This window comes from Nostoc sp. DSM 114160, assembly GCF_053470305.1.
On sequence record NZ_JBPFGO010000004.1, the window covers coordinates 604,091 to 622,170 of the forward strand.

The 18,080-nt window shown below is 40.4% G+C and carries 18 protein-coding genes and 2 pseudogenes; 5 read left to right on the top strand and 15 right to left on the bottom strand.

Features of this window, described 5'->3' with window-relative positions; genetic code table 11:
* Positions 1 to 124: 124 nt before the first annotated feature.
* The 4 genes from NSTCB13_RS34455 to NSTCB13_RS34470 form a co-directional block, all read right to left on the bottom strand.
* Positions 125 to 373 carry a hypothetical protein gene (locus NSTCB13_RS34455; protein ID WP_448275517.1) on the bottom strand — a complete coding sequence of 83 codons (249 nt, stop codon included), beginning with the start codon at positions 371 to 373 and terminating at the stop codon, positions 125 to 127.
* Positions 374 to 950: 577 nt separating this feature from the next.
* A complete protein-coding gene (locus NSTCB13_RS34460) occupies positions 951 to 2,132 on the bottom strand; it encodes a hypothetical protein (protein WP_448275518.1) in 1,182 nt (393 codons plus the stop codon).
* Between the two features lie 270 nt (positions 2,133 to 2,402).
* Positions 2,403 to 2,651, bottom strand: coding sequence for a helix-turn-helix domain-containing protein (locus tag NSTCB13_RS34465; RefSeq protein ID WP_448275520.1), 249 nt, complete (start codon positions 2,649 to 2,651; stop codon positions 2,403 to 2,405).
* A 402-nt stretch (positions 2,652 to 3,053) separates the two neighbouring features.
* Positions 3,054 to 3,935, bottom strand: coding sequence for a shikimate dehydrogenase (locus tag NSTCB13_RS34470; protein ID WP_448275521.1), 882 nt, complete (start codon positions 3,933 to 3,935; stop codon positions 3,054 to 3,056).
* A gap of 117 nt (positions 3,936 to 4,052) precedes the next feature.
* On the opposite strand from NSTCB13_RS34470, the pseudogene NSTCB13_RS34475 reads away from it, so the two are divergent.
* Positions 4,053 to 4,981: pseudogene (locus NSTCB13_RS34475) on the top strand (alpha/beta fold hydrolase).
* Positions 4,982 to 5,137: 156 nt separating this feature from the next.
* Here the strand turns inward: NSTCB13_RS34475 and NSTCB13_RS34480 are convergent.
* A complete protein-coding gene (locus tag NSTCB13_RS34480; protein ID WP_448275523.1) occupies positions 5,138 to 5,857 on the bottom strand; it encodes a hypothetical protein in 720 nt (239 codons plus the stop codon).
* Between the two features lie 679 nt (positions 5,858 to 6,536).
* Positions 6,537 to 7,091 (bottom strand): annotated as a pseudogene (locus tag NSTCB13_RS34485) (aldo/keto reductase); the annotation flags it as partial.
* A gap of 71 nt (positions 7,092 to 7,162) precedes the next feature.
* On the opposite strand from NSTCB13_RS34485, the gene NSTCB13_RS34490 reads away from it, so the two are divergent.
* On the top strand, positions 7,163 to 7,759 hold the full coding sequence (locus NSTCB13_RS34490) for a DUF1802 family protein (RefSeq protein ID WP_448275524.1): 597 nt from the start codon (positions 7,163 to 7,165) through the stop codon (positions 7,757 to 7,759).
* 690 nt (positions 7,760 to 8,449) lie between these two features.
* Complete coding sequence (locus NSTCB13_RS34495) at positions 8,450 to 8,713, top strand: hypothetical protein (RefSeq protein ID WP_448275526.1); 264 nt, start codon at positions 8,450 to 8,452, stop codon at positions 8,711 to 8,713.
* Positions 8,714 to 8,767: 54 nt separating this feature from the next.
* Here NSTCB13_RS34495 and ggt read toward each other — a convergent pair whose 3' ends face one another.
* Complete coding sequence (gene ggt / locus NSTCB13_RS34500) at positions 8,768 to 10,501, bottom strand: gamma-glutamyltransferase (RefSeq protein ID WP_448275882.1); 1,734 nt, start codon at positions 10,499 to 10,501, stop codon at positions 8,768 to 8,770.
* Between the two features lie 547 nt (positions 10,502 to 11,048).
* Here ggt and NSTCB13_RS34505 point away from each other — a divergent pair.
* Positions 11,049 to 11,690, top strand: coding sequence for a hypothetical protein (locus NSTCB13_RS34505; protein ID WP_448275528.1), 642 nt, complete (start codon positions 11,049 to 11,051; stop codon positions 11,688 to 11,690).
* A 342-nt stretch (positions 11,691 to 12,032) separates the two neighbouring features.
* Here NSTCB13_RS34505 and NSTCB13_RS34510 read toward each other — a convergent pair whose 3' ends face one another.
* From NSTCB13_RS34510 to NSTCB13_RS34530, 5 genes are all read right to left on the bottom strand, one after another.
* Entirely contained in the window at positions 12,033 to 12,380 is a 348-nt protein-coding gene (locus tag NSTCB13_RS34510; RefSeq protein ID WP_448275529.1) for a hypothetical protein, read from the bottom strand.
* A 36-nt stretch (positions 12,381 to 12,416) separates the two neighbouring features.
* The gene (locus NSTCB13_RS34515; RefSeq protein WP_448275531.1) at positions 12,417 to 12,935 is read right to left on the bottom strand and encodes an HPP family protein; all 519 of its coding nucleotides are present in this window, start codon (positions 12,933 to 12,935) and stop codon (positions 12,417 to 12,419) included.
* Entirely contained in the window at positions 12,932 to 13,432 is a 501-nt protein-coding gene (locus NSTCB13_RS34520) for a DUF1622 domain-containing protein (protein ID WP_448275533.1), read from the bottom strand. Before NSTCB13_RS34520 ends, NSTCB13_RS34515 begins: the two co-directional genes overlap by 4 nt.
* A gap of 30 nt (positions 13,433 to 13,462) precedes the next feature.
* Positions 13,463 to 15,037: a GMC oxidoreductase gene (locus NSTCB13_RS34525; RefSeq protein ID WP_448275535.1), complete on the bottom strand. Its 1,575-nt coding sequence runs from the start codon at positions 15,035 to 15,037 to the stop codon at positions 13,463 to 13,465.
* A gap of 604 nt (positions 15,038 to 15,641) precedes the next feature.
* Positions 15,642 to 15,839 (bottom strand): hypothetical protein, encoded by a 198-nt coding sequence (locus NSTCB13_RS34530; RefSeq protein WP_448273232.1) that lies wholly within the window; start codon positions 15,837 to 15,839, stop codon positions 15,642 to 15,644.
* Between NSTCB13_RS34530 and NSTCB13_RS34535 the strand changes: the two genes are divergently transcribed.
* The gene (locus NSTCB13_RS34535) at positions 15,810 to 16,823 is read left to right on the top strand and encodes an IS701 family transposase (protein WP_448271396.1); all 1,014 of its coding nucleotides are present in this window, start codon (positions 15,810 to 15,812) and stop codon (positions 16,821 to 16,823) included. The two genes, NSTCB13_RS34530 and NSTCB13_RS34535, sit on opposite strands and share 30 nt — an antisense overlap.
* A gap of 67 nt (positions 16,824 to 16,890) precedes the next feature.
* Here NSTCB13_RS34535 and NSTCB13_RS34540 read toward each other — a convergent pair whose 3' ends face one another.
* The 3 genes from NSTCB13_RS34540 to NSTCB13_RS34550 are packed head-to-tail and all read right to left on the bottom strand — an operon-like array spanning position 16,891 to position 17,949.
* Positions 16,891 to 17,412 carry an IS630 family transposase gene (locus NSTCB13_RS34540; RefSeq protein WP_448275066.1) on the bottom strand — a complete coding sequence of 174 codons (522 nt, stop codon included), beginning with the start codon at positions 17,410 to 17,412 and terminating at the stop codon, positions 16,891 to 16,893.
* A 41-nt stretch (positions 17,413 to 17,453) separates the two neighbouring features.
* Positions 17,454 to 17,717, bottom strand: a complete 264-nt coding sequence (locus tag NSTCB13_RS34545; protein ID WP_448275064.1) for a hypothetical protein — start codon at positions 17,715 to 17,717, stop codon at positions 17,454 to 17,456.
* Complete coding sequence (locus NSTCB13_RS34550) at positions 17,698 to 17,949, bottom strand: hypothetical protein (RefSeq protein ID WP_448275536.1); 252 nt, start codon at positions 17,947 to 17,949, stop codon at positions 17,698 to 17,700. Before NSTCB13_RS34550 ends, NSTCB13_RS34545 begins: the two co-directional genes overlap by 20 nt.
* Positions 17,950 to 18,080: the final 131 nt, after the last annotated feature.

Sequence of the window (18,080 nt, forward strand, 5' to 3'; positions counted from 1 at the left end):
AGGGTTAGAAATCAGCAAAGTTGCCTGACTAGCAGCTTACAGAATAGACTTCTTGCATAAATCAAATGTCCTCACCCTAAATTTCTCTCCCAAGCTGGGGAAATTACGTATAAAGCGCATATAATCATGAGCTTCTTATAGCGCGACGACTAGGGGGACGCCCTTCGTCATCTACGAGGCAACCAGTACCAGAAGGTGCTGTTGCTCCACTGATACCGCAGTAGCCTTTATCTACGAGTATCACTCTTACCCATTGAGCAGCATTCCAAGTTGCCCAAGTTGCTGATGGATCGCGGCTTATGACTAGAACATCAGTTTCTAAATTCAGTTGCGAAGTCGAACTATTGACTGACTCAGATTGATATGTACTCACGATTACATTTCCTAAAAAGTTTACTTGGCACTAAATTTTGAGTTTATTGGCTAACCCACCTAATTTTTTGAAAAAGTACGATAAACACATCGATTTACCGTACTATGTATTTATGAGATTTACATAGATTGTGCTAAAAAACAAGAGGCTATTAAAATTTATTGATATTACTCTTGAATAAAATGCAGCCTGTGGCGAAAACTTTCTCAAAAAAATAAAGGACAAGAACTATACTTGTCCTCAATGGTTAAAATAATATATCCTGCATCGAAAGTTTTAATTAATACTCCTAACCTCCTATCCGGTTGTTGAGCGTAGCGATGCACTGCATCCTAACTGCTGCCTTTTTTGTAACTTGTTGGCATAAACTCTACGCGAACAAAACTAATAATTAATCTTGCTTATAGTTAAATACGCTTAGTTTCAGGGTTATTGGTGTAGATAATTGGTCTTTCCAGACGCGATTTATTTATCGCGTCTCTATATCTAGGTTTTGGGTTTATCTGAACTATATTGGCTGACAGTTTTCTGCAAAAAAGAATTGAGTAATGAGATTGTAGACAATCTTGTTGCTTAATTAAAACTTAACGAAATAAGTATTTGTTGGTAAGGTTTGGGCAGTTCCTACATTTGTAGGCAAGTCATTAATTTTATTATCTGTTTTGATTACTGCAAACTTATCAGTAAATAGCAATACTTCACCATTTCCCGGTGTTACCCAAGCGTGGCGAGTCATTAGGTTTTTGGAGACAACTAAAAGAGATGCATCTCCACGGTAAGGCGAGATGGGTTTACCCATGAAGGTTTGATTATCTCTATTGGCGATCGCATAAGCAGCAGAAGAACCCACAAAAATTTTACTCCCATCTGAGTAAATAGTTTTAGGGAAATTGCTAGTGCCGTCTCCCATCCCCGCAGTTGTAGGTTTTCTTGGAATACTTAGCTGTCCACGCTCGACAGTAAAATTAGTCAGATTAATAGTTCCTATATAAACCTTTGTCTCATCACGGGTTTGTGCAGCATTGGTATAGCTGTCTGTGGTAATCAAAGTCTTTGTTAATAAGTCTTTGCCATTCCACCTGTAGATTGAGTTACCCCCATAAACTGAACCGAGGACATAAAGCTTGTCTTCAACAATATGTAATCGGTTAAGTCTTGTGTCTGCCATGTCGCGAGCAAGATCGGCAGAATTGTAGCCCCAAAGCTTACCTTGGTTATTTCCTGCTATATTTGCCAAAGCAAATATTTTTGCTCCGTCGAAAACCATCCGGTAAAGAAAAGCTATCTGGACGGGAATACCTAACCTCTTTTGTTGCTGGTAGCCACTAGTGTAGAGATAGCCATTTTTATACTCAAAATCCATTACCTCAGTTACGCCATAGCTCTGTTTGGCTTTAAAGTTGAGGTTTTTATCATAAATTGATAGAGTATTTGCAGACTGGTAAATAATCCAATTTTGCAAAAATTTTACCCGTGTCTTTGAATTAGCTTTATTGCTAACTATTTTTTGCCTAGTTCCGTCAGTTTTGATTTTTACTAGTCCTGTTGGAACAGCTAAGACATAAGTTTTGCCGTCAATTGCTACAATGTCACGAGCATCGTAATTAGAGTTTGGGATTAATTTTTTCGTACCATTACTTTCTACTTCCCATACACCTTCAGTATTGATGACCGCAACTTTACTGCCATTAGTGCAAGCTGCTCTTGGCGAAGAGATATTAAGATATGTAGCTAAAGCGGGGGTAGAGTAATCAAACATTGTACAGTCCTAGATAAGGTTGACTGAAAAATATTGGTTTTCAATTAAGAAAAAAATTTGGGAGTTTTTGCGCGTTTTGAAGCTAAACTCGTCTGAAAATTGAAGAAAATATTGGCTACGGTAAACTCAAACTCAAAGGTTGAGTAATCCGCAAAATATGCATATCTGCAAACATCGCTAAAATTAGAATTGAATTGTTTGTGGTTATGTCGTAGCGATAACCTGTTAATTGGGGGAAAGTAACTTCAATTAAGCCTCTCTGGCTGCTTTCTAATTCGACAAATACTTTACCAACACTTTCTGCCCCAGCTCACCCATCTCCTTTAACATCCCCTGAATCTTTTGCATAGCTAGAAATTCAGGCTTGGTATATCCTTTCTCCCAACGGTTTCCCGTCGAAGAAGTTATACCTAAAGATGCTGCAAACTGTTCTTGGGTAAGACCAGTTATGCCACGAAGTTCACGGATGAGCTTTCCAACTTCCGGTTGCTTGATTAGCAAAGGTTTCTTAATAGTCATTTAGCTAAGAACGCACCTGTTAATCTGGCGAGTGATATGTATTCCGCTACATCCTATTGGGGCTAATGCTGAATTGATAGGCGAAAATATACTAGAGTTTTTATACTTTCTTGATTTGCTAACCGAGTAATTACACGTCCGTAGATACGTATTTCCTAAATGAAACTTTCAAAGAATCAATTACGCAACGAAATAAGCATCCTGTTGTCAGGAAGCAGTTAAAATTAATATATGACGTTCAGTGGCTTCAATTCAGGAGGGGTTGAACCGATAAGTGAATTACTCCTTCTGCGTCCTACCTTTTTCAATCCTGAATTACTCATAGAGACAGGAAATAGGGAAGAAAAAATAAAGCTGAATTGTAATTTTTTTGAAAAATCAAGTAGGAGTCTTATAGAAGTTTCATTTCCCCAAACCCAGGTGATTTTGTAATGCTTGACGCATCACTTCTACAGGCAAAGTTTCCTGCTGCAACCAGATTTTTAATGCTGCTACCCCTTGTTGAACTAGCATTTCTAATCCATCGATCGCAATTGCACCTTGTTTTTCAGCTTGCTGGAGAAATTGCGTTGGTTTAGGAATATATATTAAATCGTAAGCGATCGCACCCGTTGGTAAATTCGCGATTTCTTCTACACTTAAAGGCGATTCATCGACTTTGGGATACATCCCAATCGGAGTTGTATTTACCAGCAGATTTGCTTGGGGAATTAGTTTTGGTAATTCCTCCCATTGATGAACCTGGAATTTCTCAGCAAGGGGCGAATTGCTCCAACTATTGCGGAATTCTTCTAATTTCTGCATATTGCGCCCAACAACATGAATTTGGGCAAAACCTAACTGAGTACAACCTGCAACAACTGCTCTAGCTGCACCACCATTGCCTAAAATTACCGCTACTTTCTGACTCCAATCTTGTTTATATGTTGTCTGCAAAGGGGCGATAAATCCTTCTATATCTGTATTTGTGCCTACCCATTGGTTATTTTGGCGGCTAACAGTATTCACGGCTCCAATAGTTTGAGCCAGGGGTGTAATTTCTGAGAGTAAGGGAATGATTGCCTGTTTGTGAGGTATTGTCACACTAAAGCCGACAACCCCAACAGCAGCAAAACCTGCGATCGCCACCTCTAAATTCTGTGGTTCAATCCCAAAAGGCAGATAAATGTAATCTAATCCTAATTGTGTGATCGCTGCATTATGCATCACTGGCGACAGCGAATGCTCCACCGGATGCCCAATTACCCCTAGTAGCTTAGTTTTGCCTGTAATTTTTTTTGTCATTAGTCATTAGTCATTAGTCATTAGTCATTAGTTATTCTCCCCTGCTCCCCTGCCCCCTGCCCCAATCCCCTCACCTAGCCTACAATTATTAAAAGCTCCTTAACATTTCTTTAAATCATGCAGGTAACTACAGCCTCCTCTACAACTCCAATTCCTGGCAAATATTGGCAGTGGCGCGGGCATAACATTTACTACGTGCGTGCGGGAGAGAAACAAACGCAACGTCCCCGCCTTTGCTTTTGGTACATGGATTTGGTGCTTCTACAGACCATTGGCGCAAGAATATCACAGGATTGTGTCAAGATTTTGAAGTATTTGCGATCGACCTTTTGGGATTCGGGCGATCGGCAAAACCAAAATTGCAGTATAGTGGCGACTTGTGGCGCGACCAACTCCATGATTTTATCAGCGAAGTGATTGGTCAAAAAGCAGTATTAGCAGGTAATTCTCTTGGTGGTTATGCTTGCTTATGTGTTGCAGCCCAACGTCCTGACAGTGCAGCTGGATTAGTTTTGCTCAATAGTGCCGGGCCTTTTAGCGAAAGCCAGCCGACATCGGAACCGGAAGCTTTGCAAAGCGAAATTCAGCCACCCAAACAACCCTCTTCTTTAGAGAAACTTCTGGGTGACTCAGTTAAATGGATTTTTCAACAACCTTTAGCTCAGTTTGTGTTATTTCAATACGTGCGACAACGTTGGGTAATTCGCCAAACCTTAGAAAAGGTATATCTTGATAAAAGTGCAGTTACAGATCAATTGGTAGAAGAAATTTATCGTCCTGCTTTCGATCCGGGTGCATTGGATGTATTTGTTTCAGTTTTTAGCAGTCCTCAAGGAGAAAAAGTTGATGTACTACTAAAGCAATTAACTTGTTCTCTGTTGATGTTATGGGGAGAAGCCGATCCGTGGATGAATGCTAGAGAACGTTCGCAAAAGTTTCGTCAATATTACCCGGAATTGACAGAGCATTTTTTAACAGCAGGTCATTGTCCCCACGATGAAGTACCCGATAAAGTAAACCAACTTTTACGCGATTGGGTTTTGTAAAGGTTAATACAGTTCAGAATGAGCAACCAAACCCTCATGTAGAGACGCGATAAATCGCGTCTTGAAAAACCAATTATTTACACCAATAACCCTTAACCCAAGCGTATTGGATTAAAGATTTGTAGTAAGCGGCTTCAGCTGCTTACTACGAAAAACTTATTTAAAAACGTAAGATTTAATTTCTTGCTCTATTTGGTCACTAATAATCTCAGTTCCCATACCAATTTTATCGAGGTTAACCCTCACAAAATTTGTTTTGTCTTCTTTTGTAAACTTTTTATCATTATCCGAGTCTTTAAGAATTTTTAAAAAAATTGCATTTTGACCTGGAACAATAACCCAACTGATGATTCGAGTATTATTTGGGGTAATTTGCTGGAGGTTCTTACCCGATATATCAGAAAGATAACCAATAGTAGCATCTTCGCTATTAAGTTTCTTATCTATATTTGTATCTTGGTCAATGATTTTATATAACCAAACTCTTGTAGTGGGCTTGTTTGCCGCTTTTACTTCCAATAAATCGAAGGAAGCGATAATGGCTTTTTTATTTAATAAAAGATGAGCTTCACCACCTTGCTTTTGATAAAAGATGATGTTATACAATTGATTATTTCTTTCTTTTTCATAAGAACGTGAAAGGTTTAAATCAATTCCTTTATCTTCATTCTGCTCTGCAAGACTAACAGGAATCATCAGATAATCTGATTGTTCTTTAATAATTAAATCGCCATAAATAAGATTTTGCTGTGGCTTCGGTTTCTCAATTGCTTTTGCCTGTTCTGCATTTTTACTAACAGAAGATTTACAGGAAAAAGAAAGAGCAGCTACAATCATAGCTGTAGTAATCTTATTTAAAAAGCGATAATTTTTCATCAAATTTTCCTCGCAGGATATGTTGCTGTCTTATTTTATTCCCTGCTGGAAAATTAGCTAGAGTCCAATACGCTTCAATACAGTTCAGCTAAGACTAAAAATTATACTGATGTCGGTTGGGTTTCGTTCCTCAACCCAACATTATCGAGATTTTGTTGGGTTTATCTGTCGCTCAACCCAACAAAGCCCCACAGATAATCCCTGGCGTACTGAGAAAATCATATTACAATAAAATGCCAAAAACCTGGTCGAGGTTGACCAGGTTTTATCGAGTTTACAGATTTCAAATTTTAAACTGATTAACTAACTGAAGGTTAATAACTAGGGTGGACTAAAAAACTAACAAACTCAGCATTCTTGCGTTTTTCCGCTTTAGGATTTGGCTTTGCCTTCTACATTAGGCTTTTTACCACTTTTATCACATTTGATATGCTGAAATTTGCTTGGGCTGATGACGAGGGGACACTAAGTCATTGACCCTTTTGTTTGGTTTTATTTTTTTGGTGTCCTACTATCTAAATTATCACTTACATTTGTGAGTTGCAACCCTTGGTTTACGAAAGTTGACGTTTTGTTAGATTTTGCAATCTAGAGGCATAAATTTGATCCCCGACCCTCTTTTGAAGAAAGTTAAAGGGATCTTGAATAGATTAAGCATAGAAACCAAACTACATTGTCATCAATTCCACATAATCTGATTGTCATCCAGATGGTTGGTGACAATAGGGCCAATGGCATCAATTTCTGCCAATTCGGCTGTAGAAAGCTTGATTTGGGCGGCTAATGCATTGAAAGAGTGCTTGTTCGGGATAACCCCCTCTAGCGATATCTGGCGACAAGCCGCTATGACGCGTCTAGGCGTTTGTTTGAGGTTGAGCAATTAACCAGGCTAAAGCTAACTGAACAAGGGTACAATTATTAAGAAGGGTTATAGGACGCAGTTTTTCTAGCAGTTGTTGGGCAAGTTCAAAGTTTCGCCTTGAAACAGTTTATTTTTAGCACGGTTATCTATTGGGTCAAATTTCTGACCGAGAAGAAATCTTCCTGTTAACAACCCCTATGCTAAAAGCGAATAAGCAAGGATAGAAATATTGTTTTCGATACAATAGGGCAATGCATCTTGTTCTACCTGTCTCCAGAATAAAGAATAGGGTGGTTGTAAACTATCAATATGTCTATAACTTGCTGCTTCTGCTAACTGAACGCTAGAAAAATTGGAAACAGCGATCGCTTTCCTAATCTATTGCCTTGGACAGGTTGATACTTTATCAGTCTTAGCTTCAAATTAAATCAGAGTTACTGTAGATGCTGATGGAATTGACTACAACTTTTCATGCTCTCAAAGAATGGGCAGTTGCCATAAATGCCTTGGAAAGTGGCAATACAATTATGTTGCTCCGCAAAGGCGGTATCCACGAACGAAATGGACATTTCCAAGTTGCTCACAAGCAAATTCTGCTTTATCCTACTTATGAACATCAACAAGCTTTCATGCTGAAAGCTGAATATGCCAATAATGTCTATCCAGTAACATCAGGCTGGCATCCTGAAACAGTTCGCATTGGTAGTTGGGCTGAAATTACAGATATTTTGCCCTGTAGTGACGAATCTATTGTCAACAACTTACTTCCCTTCCATATTTGGAACGAGCATTTTATTAGCGATCGCCTCAAATGGAAAGCACGTCAGCCCCTTTATATCCTCCTCCTAAGGACATATAAACTACCGCAACAAGAAATTCCCTATTACGCCAAATATGCTGGCTGCAAGTCATGGATTGATTTAGATCGAGAAATTCAGTTGCAAACAGCACAACCAGTTTTATCTAACTTTGCATACAGCCAACTAGTAGAGACAATTCGCGAGATTGTCGGCGATAAGTTGTATGCTCCATCCTTCTAATAACCCAATTTGTTGCCCAAATCCCCGGCTTTTTAAAGAAGTTGGGGATTTAAATTTAGCTTATAGATAAATACGAAATTGCTTTTCGTCATCAAACGGACGATTAGACCTGTCTTGAAAGTCTACTTTCATCCTTGGTTATGAGCCGAAGGCTCATGGAGGGTCTGTTGCAAAAATATATTTTTGCACTCTTAGAGTAAAGGTTAAAGGGGAAAGGATTTTGAGTTTCTTTACCCTTTTCCCATTCACTTTTACCCCGACAAATGCCAAGAAGTCTATTGTATACAACCAACATCAAAATAGATTTTATATTGTTTGCTCAGAGTGTTTAATCAACGAAACTTTATAACTAACTTCTAGAATCTGCGCTTATATATCTCAGCAGAAAAACAAATAGTCTGATTCCGAGCCTCAGCCAAAATAGTAGTGATTGTTACACACGATCGCAAAAAACGCGGATAACATGATAAAAATCTCACCCAAGAAACAAGGTGAGCCAAGGCTGTTTATCTTTATGTCCCGTTAGCAGCTGTCTTCCAGGCTATGAGTTATTAAGCAATTATCTCGCAGTGGATAGAACTTAATTACATTTTGTCTAAAGTACTAGGCAAAAATTATCCCCAAGGGTGATAATTAGCTTGACAAAGATAAGCTATTATGCATCATTAGCTAAAAGCAAAGGAGTTTGCAATGCATCGACAAATGTGCTGGTTATCTAAGTCTAGTGGCGATGGAGAGAAAATTTTGTATTTGCAGACAGAACCTAATCAACCTTGGCGTCCTTACACAGCTTTTGGACATTTTACAGTCCCAGATTATCAAATACCAGGTGGCTCTAAAGGTTGGGCAACTTATCAAAAACTTTTGAAAGCAGGTTGGACACTAGTACCTAGCGCACGGGCAAACGAGTTTGGCAGCAGCAGCTACGCAGAGTCAACAATCCAAAATCAATAGTCATTTATCATTTGTCACTTGTCATTAGTTATTTTTTGCGTCCTTGTGTCTTCCTCACAAACCTCTGGGGGAACCTTCACCGCGAGGATCGGCGGCTCCTTCTAAAATTCCATCAGATGTAACAGCGATCGCGTTACCATTACCCCAAGGAGTAGTTTCCTTAATTTTGTGTCCCCGACGGCGTAAGTCTTGCAAAGTCAAAGCATCCAAGCCCCAGGATTCAACGCGCAACTCATCTGGCAGCCATTGATGATGTATGCGTGGAACAGAAATAGCCGCACCAACATCCATGTTGTATTCCAGCACATTCAGGATTACCTGCAAAACCTGGGTGATGATGGTGCTACCACCAGGCGCACCTGCTGCCATCCGAAAATGACCATTTTCTGTGACAATTGTGGGAGTCATACTGGATAGAGGAGTTTTGCGGGGTGCAATGCTGTTGGCATCATTACCAACTAAACCAAAAGCATTAGGTACTCCTGGCGCAGCAGCAAAATCATCCATCTCATTGTTGAGAATAATTCCAGTTCCCGGTGTCACCACACCAGCACCAAAACTGAGATTAATGGTGAAAGTCAGACTGACGGCGTTGTGTTGTTCATCTACAACATTCAGATGAGTGGTTTGGAGAGATTCATGCGGAAGACAAGGGGATGAAGGAAGACGCAGACATTTTGAATTTAAATCTCCTGGCTTGACTTCGGTGGAAGGTCGAGCCATTTGCATATTAATTTCTTGACGGCGTTTTTTGGCGTAAGCTGGACTGAGCAGTTCTTGTACAGGGACTTTGACAAAATCAGGATCGCCTAAATATTTTGAGCGATCGCTATAAGCAATCTTCATTGCTTCTACCATTAAATGTATCGCGTCTGGATGATGCCATCCTAAAGATTTTAAATCGGTGTCACCGATAATATTTAAAATCTGCAATAAGTGAACGCCTCCTGATGATGGTGGTGGCATTGAGCAAATTTTAGCTTTGCGGAAGTTGCCACAAACAGGAGTGCGCCAGATTGGTTTGTAGGCTTTCAGGTCTTCCAGAGAAATTAAACCACCATTTTTTACCATATCAGAAGCGATCGCTTGAGCAATACTTCCGGTGTAAAAACTTTGGGGATTTTCGGCAATTGCTGTTAAAGTGCGTGCCAAATCGCGCTGCACCAGTTTTTCCCTTGGTTGATAAAATTCACCATTGCGAGTGAAAATTTCTCGCGCTGCGGGATTCTTGAGAATTGCTTCCTGGCGCTGGTTGAGCCTTTCGGTTAGCACATTGCCAAGAATAAAGCCATCTTTAGCGAGTGCGATCGCAGGTTTCATTACCTCTTGCCAAGAAAGTTTACCATAGCGACGATGCACTTCATAAAGTCCTGCTACCGTTCCTGGTGTTGCTACTGCCAAATAACCATTAATACTTGCATTTGGACGGACTTTTCCTGCTGCATCTAGATACATATTTCTTGTAGCTTTCAGTGGTGCGCGTTCGCGGAAATCGAGCGCTTTGATCTCGCCAGTTTTCTCAGAGTGCATCAGCAAAAATCCGCCGCCGCCGATTCCGGCTGAAAAAGGCTCAACTACAGAAAGTGCAAAGGTTGTGGCTACAGCTGCATCCACTGCATTACCCCCTTTGCGTAACATCAAAATTCCTGCTTCACTTGCTAGGGGATGGGCTGAAACCACCATCCCCTTCTTGCTGCGTAGGGGTAAAGTTAAGGCGGCTGATGCTACTTGGCTGTAAAGGAGGACGCTGAAGGAAAAGATTGCGATGCCTGCTTTGGGCCTAGCCATCGCAACTCGCTTAAGTTTAGCAACAGCCAGCTTTTTTATACCATTACTCATAAAATCTTATATATATTTAGCATCTTGGTGTACTTAATTTATCAGATTTTGATTACCATTGTTTGCGTAGCTTACTGCTGTAGGCATTGCTCTCTTACCCCCATTTGAACGATTATAAATATGAAGAGTATGCAAAGATTTTTGGAAAAGATAGACATCTAAGTAAATATTCGATATTTAATTATTGTCAGGTTATTTTGATATTTCCTATTTTCCAGATAGAAATTCCAGGGCGATGCCGAAGGCGGCAAGCTACGCTGACAAGGAATGCATAAAGATTTACTGTTTTATGCTGTCTCAAGTGTTCTCTATTTATTTTGAAACTAGTAAGACTTATGCGTTGACAAACCAACTAAATTTTGTACAGTGCTTAAGACTTAGATAGTCCTCAATACTCGGATAGTAAGGTTTGCAAGCGAATTAAAGAGGAAATCTTTAATGAATAATTTGCGACTCTATCTAAAGACTGAATAAGGTATGCCGAAAGCTTCAACTTTTGGCAGATTATTTGTGCCATCAAACAGCACTAACTCAATTATGTGGATCGTCAGGCGATAACCTGCTTTTTGGAGGCGATGGCAATGATTTCCTAGACATCTCTGGCTATTTTTACCAATTTTCTGATGTTTACTTCAACTCTCGCTCATCTGGCAAGAACCTGCTTTCTGGGGGCGATGGTAATGATTCTCTGATAGCCTCTGGTGCGACTGGTAATAACACCGTCATAGGTGGCAATGGTGATGATACCCTCACAGGTGGCAGTGGTGGTGCTATCCTCATCGGTGGCAAGGGTAACGATCGCCTCTTTGGGGAAGGTGGTACTGATACCTTTGTTTTCAATAGTTTTGATGAAGGTCTCGATTTGATACGTGACTTCGGGGCGATTAATGAACCGAATGAAATAATTCAAGTGTCGGCTGCTGGTTTTGGTGGCGGTTTATCAGCAGGTGTACTTCAGGCAAGTCAGTTTACACTTGGAGAATCTGCAACCACTCTTCTCCAGCGATTTATTTATAACTCCACTACAGATGCATTGTTCTTTGATCGAGATGGTAGTGCAGGTGCATTTACTCAAGTACAATTTGCCGGATTATCTCCTGGGTTGTCACTAACGAACAATAATTTTGTGGTTGTTTAATCGTTATCCTCGATGTAATTGATTGACACTCCCCGACCTGAAGGTACGGGGATTCTGTAATCTACCTTGTCACTTGCTCTAAGGGACTTCCAATTAAAAAAATATTCCGTCGCTTAGAAGGCAGGGGGCAGGGAGCAGGGAGCAGGGGGAGAGAAAGTCGTATTGATAGGGGTGAAATGGGATAATTTATTTTCTGTAAGTCCCTAATAGGCTCTCGCCTAAAAGAGTAGAGGTTACGAGTCCTACAGCGTTACTTCGCTTGTGCCCCAAGCTAGCTTGTCTTGCAAGATTCAAAATGTTAATTGTTTGGGTTAGCTTGTTGATGTAGCAAACTTTGCGGTTCTAGATTTTCTTCCCTTGAGGTTTTGATAGTGCTTGTAGTTCTTCCCAACTATAATGACTAGGTAATTCAATTGGTTTGCGATCTGCTCCTAATCCTAAGCCTACTGTCGGCTGGAGTTCTTTAATGAATTGCTCGGTGTATCCTGCCAGTTCATTGGCTGCAACTCCAAGTGCGATCGCACCTGCAACGCCACCAATTGCAGCACCAACCTTACCACCAATTGAGCGGCCTAGTGCGGCTCCTGCAATTCCCCCTCCGGCTGCTCCCAATCCTGTTGCAATAGGATGAGTATTTGGGGGTGTTTGATTTTCATTTTCTCGGTTAGAAGTAGAGTGTTCTTCGTTCATAATCTGTTTCTCCTTGAAACTATAATCAGCATGAAACTACTTCTGGCTCAGGTGTGCCAGAAGCCACAGAGCAAAGCGTTGTAATCCAACTAACAAAGTAGTGATGCCCACAGCTAGACCAAACAAAACTAGGTTATTTTCATTACCAGCTTTTAAAGCAAAGCTTAAGGATGTAGAAACGGCTGGAGGATGCATCACATCTAACAGGATCATCAGTACGATGGTGACGATCATTGCAGTTCCCCCAGACACATAACCCGAACCTAACAGCACATAAGTTATAAAACCGATTCCAGCTGCCATCATTTGGGAAATGGCTAGAGTTCGCACCGCATTTGTACCGTGCTGGGGATCGAGATAAATGAGAAAGGCACTAGAAGCTAGGGACGCAAACAATAAACGCTGGCGGGTTAGTACCTCCACTAGTGCAAACATAGACAATATGACTAATGTCGGCGCAGTGGCTAATGCCAACTCACCTTTCCAATCGAGGTGGCGGCGGAGCGAGCGATTTGCACCTTCCAAAGGTTTTAAGCTGGAACGATGGGATTTCATCGTATACTCCTATCTAATTCCGGCTCCGATGAACGGCGTTGTTCTCCTTGCTGAATCTCTCGTTCTAAGAAATAATTCAGCAAGGTTCGCAGCAAAACGATCGCTCCTAAATTCAAAATATCCTGGCGAGTTGGTGCTACTGCTGTCCGTAAAATATCGCTGGCGACAGTAAATTCCAACCCCAATGCCAGCACTCGTCCCAATTGTAGACGAATTCCTTCTGTGGCATCAAAATGTTGTTTGGAGCGAGAGAACAATAATCGCAAATAAGTAGAAATACCCCGGATCACTGCTGCGCCAATCACAACTGCTGCGGCAATTTCTGTCCCTGCTGCCAAATAACCAACAATGACTTTGAGCCATGTCTCTAGAGGAGTAGTTTCTCTGCCCTGTTCTCCGGCTTCCACATTCAAACTCAAAAGCAGAACAAGCCCTAGTATGAGGGCTAGAGGCAATATCAAATTAATCAATGAATCTTGTGATGCCTCTTTTTTCATAGCTTTCTACTTCAATCCTTTAGCTATGCGTTAGAGAAGTGCTGCTGCAAGCAGATCGCCAACACGCAATGCATTCGCCATAATCGTGAGCGTGGGGTTAACTCCCGAATTTGACGGAAAGAAACTACTATCTACAATATAAAGATTCTCGACATCATGAGTACGACAATTTAGATCCAGTACTGAGGTTTTGGGATCTGTGCCAAATCGACAACTACCGCATTGATGAGCAACTGCTTGTTCTGGTATATGAGTGCGGGGATAAATGCTAAATGGCAAGACGTGTTTAGCAGAACCAGGGATTGACTTGAGTACAGATGTCCATCGGTGAATTAAGCGATCGCTTGCTTCGATATTGTTCAGTGTATAGTCAACATGAATCTTGTCGCCCACCACCCGAATCCGATTATTTGGATCTGGTAAATCCTCTGTTTGCAACCACCAACCCACCGATCGCTCGGCCAGCAAATGGCGCTCAAAATGAGGAATCAGCTTGATAAATGGAGCCATTAGTGGCGGCGCTTCTCCAGGAATCATATCAGCTAGGACATTACCTGTATTCTGCACCATGCCCATCGGATAAGGGAAATCTGGCTCTCCCCAGTAAAAATCGTTGACAGCGATCGTTTTTTGAAAGTTAGCGTGATTCACCTCTAGATGTATGGAAACTATAGCCGTTTCCAGTTGCTTCATGAAATTTCGCCCCACCCGATCGGAACTATTTGCTAATCCGTTGGGATGCTTGTCATTAGCAGAGCGTAACAGCAAAGCAGCTGAGTTGACAGAACCACAGGCAACAACCACAATATCGCTTGTGAACCAATGTTGCTCTTTTGCAATTTCAGTTTCTACCTTCGTCACTTCTCGCCCCGACTCACTGGTATGCAGCCGCAAGACTTTAGTATTAGTTAAAAGAGTAACATTGGCATACTTTTCACGAGCCGGACGAATGGCGTTGACTTCAGCATCGGCTTTTGCCTGTACCAGACAGGGATATCCATCAAAAGTATCGCAGCGAATGCAGGGACTTTTGGTGCGATCGCTTTCATTGAGCTTTAATCCTAGTGGTAAATGAAATGGGTAGTAACCCAGTTCTCGAATGCCATCAGCAAGGGACTGCATATCTGGCTCATGACTCACTGGCGGGTAGGGATATGGTTCGCTGCGAGGTGGTTCTGTGGGGTCTTCTCCTTCCTGACCATGCACGTCATATAGCTTTTCTGCTTGGGTGTAGTATGACTCAAAGTCTTGATACTTCAAAGGCCATTCTGGAGAAATTCCTTCTTTATGAATTACCCTTTCAAAATCTCGCTCCCGGAATCTAATTAGGGCTGCACCGTAGAGTTTGGTATTGCCACCAACCCAATAGCCTGTCTGAGGTTGAAAGGCTTTACCTTCCTTGTTATACCATTGCTCATCAGTATGGTAACGATGTTTTTGATAGACTTCCTCTGGATTCCAGTTAGCCTTCTCTCTCGGTAAAAAGTCGCCTCTTTCCAGTATTAGAATTTTTTTACCTGTGGGTGCAAGGCGGTGGGCTAATGTACCTCCACCGGCTCCTGTACCGATAATAATGATATCGTAATGTTCTGTGATGCTAGTCATAATTGATAATTGGTAATTTCATATTAATTACGGTTTAATTTCTTTGATGCCACAAATTAATTTGGCAATCTTTTAATTTACTTTATAAGTTTTTTCAAAATTTGAATACTTTTAAAAATATGTTTTAAAAGTGTCGTATAACACATTAAATTCTGATCTTAACCCCCAAAATCCCCTTGTAAAGGAGGGATTTAAGAGATTATTCCCCACCATTTACAAGGGCTACCGTGTATACACAAGTCGAATCACCCCCCTTAATCTCCCCTTATAAAGGGGGGAAACAGAACAAATGTTGTTCCCTCCCCTTTATAAGGGGAGGGTTAGGGTGGGGTAAAACCAAGATTTATCAACTACTTGAGACTTGTGTATGCACCGTAGATTTACAAGGGGGGTTAGAGGGGGTATTAGACACTTTGACCAATAACTATAGCTTTTCAAACACCCTTTAAAGACAGATTATTATGCTTAGATTAAAGTTTGAATTACAATATTACTTCTCTCTAATGGATTAATATTTATTTATGCCTAAAGACAGGTTCTTATTTCATTTTAATTTCATTTTTTATTTTTATTGTGTGAATTAGTCATGTAATATATTCAGGACTTACGCAACTGGCACAGAGCGATCGCCGCTAGCTAGTACATGAGTATTATTTGAATTTAATTCCGAAAGCCTTGTATTCGTAATAGAGGCAGGTGTATTGGAGGCAAAGCATGAAAGATTCATGAGAAAATAGGTAGAGGTTGTATTAGATAAATGTTGCTTACGGTAATGAAATTTACTAAGCTTGATTACTGCCAATACTTATTAAGTAGTCAGATTAATTATACAATGACTAATTTGGCAGAGCATTTAGAAAGTATTAGCCATGATGCAATTAACTATTATTTAAACAGAGAAAAATTAACACCTCGGTTATTATGGGATAACGTGAAAGAGGTAATTGAACCTGATGCTAATGGTTACATAATATTTGATGATAGCGTTTTAGATAAAAGGTATTCTAAAGAAATAGAAACAGTCAGAAAACAATATAGTGGTAATGAACATGGTGTCCTCAAAGGTATTGGTGTAGTTAGCTGTGTGTATGTCAACCCTACTCTTCAAAAATTTTGGGTAATCGATTACCGCATTTTTAATCCTGATGTCGATGGTAAAACCAAGATAGACCATGTGAAAGACATGCTGCAAAACCTTGTATATCATAAGCTTTTACCATTCGATACTGTTTTGATGGACACATGGTATGCCGTACATAGTTTAATGCTTTATATTGATGCAATCGAGAAAATATATTATTGCCCTTTAAAAAATAATCGGTTAGTTGATGATACATTTGGACAAGACAAATATAAACGTATTGAATTATTAGAATGGAGTCCTGAAGAACTAGACTGTGGTAAGATAATTAAAATTAAAGGGTTCCCAGCTAAGAAAAAAGTGAAACTATTCCGGGTTACTGTTTCTACCAACAGAACGGATTATATCGCCACTAACGATTTATCTCAAAGCTCCACGGATGTTGTACAAGAGGTGTGTAAAATTCGTTGGAAAATCGAGGAGTTTCACCGAGAGATTAAACAACTAACAGGCATTGAATCTTGTCAATGTCGTAAAGCTAGGCTTCAAAGAAATCATATTGCTTGTGCAATGTTGGTTTGGATTAGATTAAAGAATTTAGCCTATCAAACTGGTCAAACTATTTATCAAATCAAGCATAATTTGCTTTCTAATTATTTAATTCAGCAACTAAAACGCCCAAGTATTCTTATGTGCTTGGTTTGAGTTGAATTGTCGCTGGCTAGGGCTGCACCTTACCCCCTTTTTGTGCCAGTTGCGTAATACCAATTCTTTATGAAGCTGCGCTAAATAAGGCTTCAAGGATAAAGTCATAGGAAGTCACAGAAGCAATCATCTCAGGTGTAATCGTTTTGAGGACATCAGTTAACTTCAGCTGTAATTGTGCGAGGGTTTTACAGTTTTGCCATTGGAGTTTCGATTTGAGAAATTCCCAAAACCGCTCAATTGGGTTGAGTTCTGGAGAGTGCGGAGGTTGAAAAATCGGGATAATGTTATCAGGACAATCAAGAGTTTTTGCTTTATGAAACGACCCTCGATCAAACTGGATAACCGCAATATCATCACCAAGTTCAGCAGACACTAATTCCAAAAAGTGCTGGAAACAATCAGCATTGAGGTAGGGAAACTCGTAGAAAAAGCTATAACCACTCAGGGGTTCTACGACACCGTATAAATAAAAATTGTCACGCCGCCACTGGCTGTGCCCTAGAGGTTTAATCCCTTTTGCAGTAATCAAACGTCCGGTAATTGTTTTGAGTCCTAAACGAGTTTCGTCTTGACATAGATACCTCACACGCTTAGAGTCTCCAAATTCTGACTGCAAAAATTTCAGCGCTAGGGGAAGTTTTTTTTAAAGTGAGACTGACTTAAAGGGTGCTGTTTGGTGCTTTGAGGACGAGGAACTTTCAGCTTGGCTTGGAGTTGATAGCGAACTAACTGATACACAGTTTTATACGCTATGTTGAGTCCCAATTCGGTATTGAGCCATTGTTGAATTTGACTATAGCTATGAAATCCTTGTGGCTGAGACAATCTTTGTTTTAAACGCTCTAAATTTTCCCCTTGAACAATCGGCTCTTTACCTGGCGCATATTTCATCGACAGTAAGCCTTGTCGTCCCCCATCTTTGTACTTTCTTATCCAACGAGTTATGGTTGCTTGGGTCGCGTCCTAGACGTTCTGCGATCGCTTGCCTACTTGTCACTTGTCCACTTTTTAACCAATAGAGCATCTGTAGTCTTTCTTTACTACTTGCTTGTGTGACATATTTAAGGGCTTTTTCCAATTCTTCTTGGCTCTCTTTAATCTCAATCAGTAATCTCATACCCATAACGCTTACACCAAAAGCACCCATCTTATATTTTGGCGCATCTTCATACAGAATTGGTATAAGTCCTGATATTTACAAAAATAGTAAATAAATTTTGCTTGGCATTTAAGGAAGCTATTAATTCGATGGTG